This is a genomic window from Undibacterium sp. SXout20W, from assembly GCF_049340285.1.
GTDB lineage: Bacteria > Pseudomonadota > Gammaproteobacteria > Burkholderiales > Burkholderiaceae_D > Undibacterium.
In genome coordinates, this window is sequence record NZ_JBMPPH010000081.1 from 1 (window position 1) to 6,031 (window position 6,031).

Consider the following 6,031-nt stretch of genomic DNA (forward strand, 5'->3'; position numbering starts at 1 on the left):
TCGCTTCTCTGCTGCAAACGAACACAACGCTTCGTTGCTAAATCAGGTAAATAAATGCTTAGATTTGAGCGGAAAAGAATTTACACCATTCGGTTCTTTAACAATTAACAGTCAATAAATGTGAGCACTTGATGAAAGCGCACTAATCAGTTTTTAACTGGTTGGTATACTTAAAAAATATCAAATGCTTCACAAGAAATAAATAATAGGAAAGTCGTTCAGAAATGAATGACGGAACTGTCAGTATTTTGAGTGAGCGACCTGTCTGCAAGGACAGGGTTCAGAAATGAACACAAAAACAGAGATTAAACTGAAGAGTTTGATCCTGGCTCAGATTGAACGCTGGCGGCATGCCTTACACATGCAAGTCGAACGGCAGCGCGGGGCAACCTGGCGGCGAGTGGCGAACGGGTGAGTAATATATCGGAACATACCCTAGAGTGGGGGATAACGTAGCGAAAGTTACGCTAATACCGCATACGCACTAAGGTGGAAAGTGGGGGATCGCAAGACCTCATGCTCATGGAGTGGCCGATATCTGATTAGCTAGTTGGTGAGGTAAAGGCTCACCAAGGCGACGATCAGTAGCTGGTCTGAGAGGACGACCAGCCACACTGGAACTGAGACACGGTCCAGACTCCTACGGGAGGCAGCAGTGGGGAATTTTGGACAATGGGGGCAACCCTGATCCAGCAATGCCGCGTGAGTGAAGAAGGCCTTCGGGTTGTAAAGCTCTTTTGTCAGGGAAGAAACGGTGGTCTCTAATATAGACTGCTAATGACGGTACCTGAAGAATAAGCACCGGCTAACTACGTGCCAGCAGCCGCGGTAATACGTAGGGTGCAAGCGTTAATCGGAATTACTGGGCGTAAAGCGTGCGCAGGCGGTTATATAAGTCAGATGTGAAATCCCCGGGCTCAACCTGGGAACTGCATTTGAGACTGTATGGCTAGAGTGTGTCAGAGGGGGGTAGAATTCCACGTGTAGCAGTGAAATGCGTAGATATGTGGAGGAATACCGATGGCGAAGGCAGCCCCCTGGGATAACACTGACGCTCATGCACGAAAGCGTGGGGAGCAAACAGGATTAGATACCCTGGTAGTCCACGCCCTAAACGATGTCTACTAGTTGTCGGGTCTTAATTGACTTGGTAACGCAGCTAACGCGTGAAGTAGACCGCCTGGGGAGTACGGTCGCAAGATTAAAACTCAAAGGAATTGACGGGGACCCGCACAAGCGGTGGATGATGTGGATTAATTCGATGCAACGCGAAAAACCTTACCTACCCTTGACATGTCAGAAATCCCGAAGAGATTTGGGAGTGCTCGCAAGAGAATCTGAACACAGGTGCTGCATGGCTGTCGTCAGCTCGTGTCGTGAGATGTTGGGTTAAGTCCCGCAACGAGCGCAACCCTTGTCATTAGTTGCTACGAAAGGGCACTCTAATGAGACTGCCGGTGACAAACCGGAGGAAGGTGGGGATGACGTCAAGTCCTCATGGCCCTTATGGGTAGGGCTTCACACGTCATACAATGGTACATACAGAGGGCCGCCAACCCGCGAGGGGGAGCTAATCCCAGAAAGTGTATCGTAGTCCGGATTGTAGTCTGCAACTCGACTACATGAAGTTGGAATCGCTAGTAATCGCGGATCAGCATGTCGCGGTGAATACGTTCCCGGGTCTTGTACACACCGCCCGTCACACCATGGGAGCGGGTTCTGCCAGAAGTAGGTAGCTTAACCGTAAGGAGGGCGCTTACCACGGCAGGGTTCGTGACTGGGGTGAAGTCGTAACAAGGTAGCCGTATCGGAAGGTGCGGCTGGATCACCTCCTTTCTAGAGTGGCGTATTAGTTAAGTGTTCACTTTTATTGACTGTTAAATTAGATAACGAGAATAAGTTAAGGCTGAGTAGTAAGTTAGCTTTAATAAAAAAGAGTAGTTATGCTTCAGAAAGCGTAGCGAGCGTTTCAAGGTTCAGCTGAGAAGCACAGTCGTACAAACGTACGACGAGCATCGGAAGTTGAAGATTGAAAGGCGCAGTAGCTTAATGAAGTATAAGGGGGTTTAGCTCAGCTGGGAGAGCACCTGCTTTGCAAGCAGGGGGTCGTCGGTTCGATCCCGTCAACCTCCACCAAGTTGTAGATGTCAAATAAAAGACTGATTCAAACGAGGTTGATCAAGGCGCAGCGACGCAGACAGTACGCAAGTACGGCAAGGAGTTGCAACGCAGAGCAAACGCGTTTTAAGCAGTCGATTGCGGGGCTGTAGCTCAGCTGGTTAGAGCACCGTGTTGATAACGCGGGGGTCGTTGGTTCGAGCCCAACCAGCCCTACCAAGACATCGATAATACAAGCGATAGTACAAACCTAAGTCAGCAAGATTGAGAGAAATAACTCAATGGTCGTTGAAGTGAAGATTTAGGTTTGTTCTTTCAAAGCGAAAGACAAGCAGTATAAGAAGTTCTCGTTCTTTAACAATTTAGAAGAAGTAAAGTAGAAATAATCAAAATTTATTTCTGTAAAGGAAATGCCCGGAAGAGTGTTTCGTTTAATGTAACGACAGTTGCATTGAATAATTTATGGAAGGGTTATGATTGTATCGAACAAACAAAGTATTAAAAAGAGTTTGATCAAAAGCAGCCGAAAGGCAGTTTTAGAAAAAAATAAATTCTTGAGATACGGCAAACGCTAAAGTAATACTCATAAGTAGTAAAGAACTATAATCGGATCTTGGTGATGAACCATGTTGTTGAAGAGATTCAATAAGATGACACCAGGAGTTAAAGTTATAGGGACAAGTGACTAAGTGCACATGGTGGATGCCTTGGCGATATCAGGCGATGAAGGACGTAGTAGCTTGCGATAAGCTGCGGGGAGTGAGCAAACACACATTGATCCGCAGATTTCCGAATGGGGAAACCCGGCCTTAGGGTCATTGCAATCTGAATACATAGGATTGCAAAGCGAACGTGGCGAACTGAAACATCTAAGTAGCTACAGGAAAAGAAATCAACCGAGATTCCCAAAGTAGTGGCGAGCGAAATGGGAAGAGCCTGCAAGATTTAGCATCTTTGATAATAGAACGGAATGGAAAGTCCGGCCATAGAGGGTGATAGCCCCTTATATGAAATCATCGGTGTGGAACTAAGTTTGCGACAAGTAGGGCGGGACACGTGAAATCCTGTCTGAACATGGGGGGACCATCCTCCAAGGCTAAATACTCGATATCGACCGATAGTGAACCAGTACCGTGAGGGAAAGGCGAAAAGAACCCCGGGAGGGGAGTGAAATAGAACCTGAAACCGTGTGCATACAAACAGTAGGAGCGGACTTGTTCCGTGACTGCGTACCTTTTGTATAATGGGTCAGCGACTTACATTCAGTGGCAAGGTTAACCGCATAGGGAAGCCGTAGAGAAATCGAGTCCGAATAGGGCGAACATAGTCGCTGGGTGTAGACCCGAAACCAAGTGATCTACTCATGGCCAGGTTGAAGGTGCGGTAACACGCACTGGAGGACCGAACCCACTAATGTTGAAAAATTAGGGGATGAGCTGTGGGTAGGGGTGAAAGGCTAAACAAACTTGGAAATAGCTGGTTCTCTCCGAAAACTATTTAGGTAGTGCCTCAAGTATCACCGACGGGGGTAGAGCACTGTTATGGCTAGGGGGTCATCGCGACTTACCAAACCATTGCAAACTCCGAATACCGTTGAGTGCGAGCTTGGGAGACAGACATCGGGTGCTAACGTCCGGTGTCAAGAGGGAAACAACCCAGACCGCCAGCTAAGGTCCCAAAGTATAGCTAAGTGGAAAACGAAGTGGGAAGGCTAAAACAGTCAGGAGGTTGGCTTAGAAGCAGCCACCCTTTAAAGAAAGCGTAATAGCTCACTGATCGAGTCGTCCTGCGCGGAAGATGTAACGGGGCTAAGCTATACACCGAAGCTGCGGATATGTTTTAGGACATATGGTAGGAGAGCGTTCTGTAAGCCTGCGAAGGTGTCTTGTAAAGGATGCTGGAGGTATCAGAAGTGCGAATGCTGACATGAGTAGCGATAATGGGGGTGAAAAGCCTCCACGCCGTAAGCCCAAGGTTTCCTGTTCAACGTTCATCGGAGCAGGGTGAGTCGGCCCCTAAGGCGAGGCAGAGATGCGTAGCTGATGGGAAGCAGGTTAATATTCCTGCACCGTCGTATGATGCGATGGGGGGACGGATCACAGAAGGTCGTCAGGCGGTTGGAAGAGCCTGTTCTTGACTTGTAGAAGGCACTTAGGCAAATCCGGGTGCGTAATTCAAGGGGTTGAGACGAGTGAATTAATTCACGAAGCGATCGGAAGTGGTTCCAAGAAAAGCCTCTAAGCTTCAGTCATACGAGACCGTACCGCAAACCGACACAGGTGGGCGAGATGAGTATTCTAAGGCGCTTGAGAGAACTCGGGAGAAGGAACTCGGCAAATTGGTACCGTAACTTCGGGATAAGGTACGCCCTTGTAGTTTGACTGCCCTGCGGCAGAAGGATGAAGGGGTTGCAATAAACTGGTGGCTGCGACTGTTTAATAAAAACACAGCACTCTGCAAACACGAAAGTGGACGTATAGGGTGTGACGCCTGCCCGGTGCTGGAAGATTAAATGATGGGGTGCAAGCTCTTGATTGAAGTCCCAGTAAACGGCGGCCGTAACTATAACGGTCCTAAGGTAGCGAAATTCCTTGTCGGGTAAGTTCCGACCTGCACGAATGGCGTAACGATGGCCACACTGTCTCCTCCCGAGACTCAGCGAAGTTGAAATGTTTGTGATGATGCAATCTACCCGCGGCTAGACGGAAAGACCCCATGAACCTTTACTGTAGCTTTGCATTGGACTTTGAATCGATCTGTGTAGGATAGGTGGGAGGCTTAGAAGCGTGGACGCCAGTTTGCGTGGAGCCATCCTTGAAATACCACCCTGGTTTATTTGAGGTTCTAACCTTGGCCCCTGATCGGGGTTGGGGACAGTGCATGGTAGGCAGTTTGACTGGGGCGGTCTCCTCCCAAAGTGTAACGGAGGAGTTCGAAGGTACGCTAATTACGGTCGGACATCGTGATGATAGTGCAATGGCATAAGCGTGCTTAACTGCGAGACTGACAAGTCGAGCAGGTACGAAAGTAGGACATAGTGATCCGGTGGTTCTGTATGGAAGGGCCATCGCTCAACGGATAAAAGGTACTCTGGGGATAACAGGCTGATTCCTCCCAAGAGTTCATATCGACGGGGGAGTTTGGCACCTCGATGTCGGCTCATCACATCCTGGGGCTGTAGCCGGTCCCAAGGGTATGGCTGTTCGCCATTTAAAGTGGTACGTGAGCTGGGTTTAAAACGTCGTGAGACAGTTTGGTCCCTATCTGCCGTGGGCGTTGGAAGTTTGAAGGGGGCTGCTCCTAGTACGAGAGGACCGGAGTGGACGAACCTCTGGTGTATCGGTTGTCACGCCAGTGGCATTGCCGAGTAGCTATGTTCGGAAGAGATAACCGCTGAAAGCATCTAAGCGGGAAACTCGCCTTAAGATGAGACTTCCCAGAGACTTTGATCTCTTTAAAGGGTCGTTCGAGACCAGGACGTTGATAGGCTGGGTGTGGAAGTGCAGTAATGCATTAAGCTAACCAGTACTAATTGCCCGTAAGGCTTGTCCCTATAACCTTAGCAGGTTGTAGCTGCAAGTGAGCAATATGAAGTGTATGCCAGTGAGTTGGATACGAATCATAACCAGTAATAAATGAATCAAGATTAGTGCGAGTTGATATAAAGACGACGCACACTCTACGAACTTCTTCTGAATTGGATTTGCTGTGGGCTGCAGAACAACGCACACACAACAGATCGACAAGTTATGCCTGATGACCATAGCGAGTTGGTACCACCCCTTCCCATCCCGAACAGGACCGTGAAACGACTCTGCGCCAATGATAGTGCTGCAACCAGTGTGAAAGTAGGTTATCGTCAGGCTCCCTATTGCTACCCCTCCCTGTGAAAACAGTGAGGGGTTTTGCTTTT

Annotated in this window: 2 tRNA genes and 3 rRNA genes; all 5 read left to right on the top strand. The window is 48.7% G+C overall.

Annotated features, from left to right (window positions below):
- The first annotated feature begins 307 nt into the window (after nt 1–307).
- The 5 genes from ACO0K1_RS19780 (at nt 308) to rrf (ending at nt 5,983) form a co-directional block, all read left to right on the top strand.
- Nucleotides 308–1,836, top strand: a 16S ribosomal RNA gene (locus ACO0K1_RS19780).
- A gap of 224 nt (nt 1,837–2,060) precedes the next feature.
- A tRNA-Ala gene (locus ACO0K1_RS19785) sits at nt 2,061–2,136 on the top strand.
- A gap of 124 nt (nt 2,137–2,260) precedes the next feature.
- Nucleotides 2,261–2,337 (top strand) — tRNA-Ile (locus ACO0K1_RS19790).
- A gap of 456 nt (nt 2,338–2,793) precedes the next feature.
- Nucleotides 2,794–5,671: ribosomal RNA gene (locus tag ACO0K1_RS19795) — 23S ribosomal RNA — on the top strand.
- Nucleotides 5,672–5,870: 199 nt separating this feature from the next.
- Nucleotides 5,871–5,983 (top strand): 5S ribosomal RNA (gene rrf, locus ACO0K1_RS19800).
- Together the 16S, 23S and 5S rRNA genes with 2 tRNA genes alongside form the textbook arrangement of a ribosomal RNA operon.
- Nucleotides 5,984–6,031 lie beyond the last annotated feature (48 nt).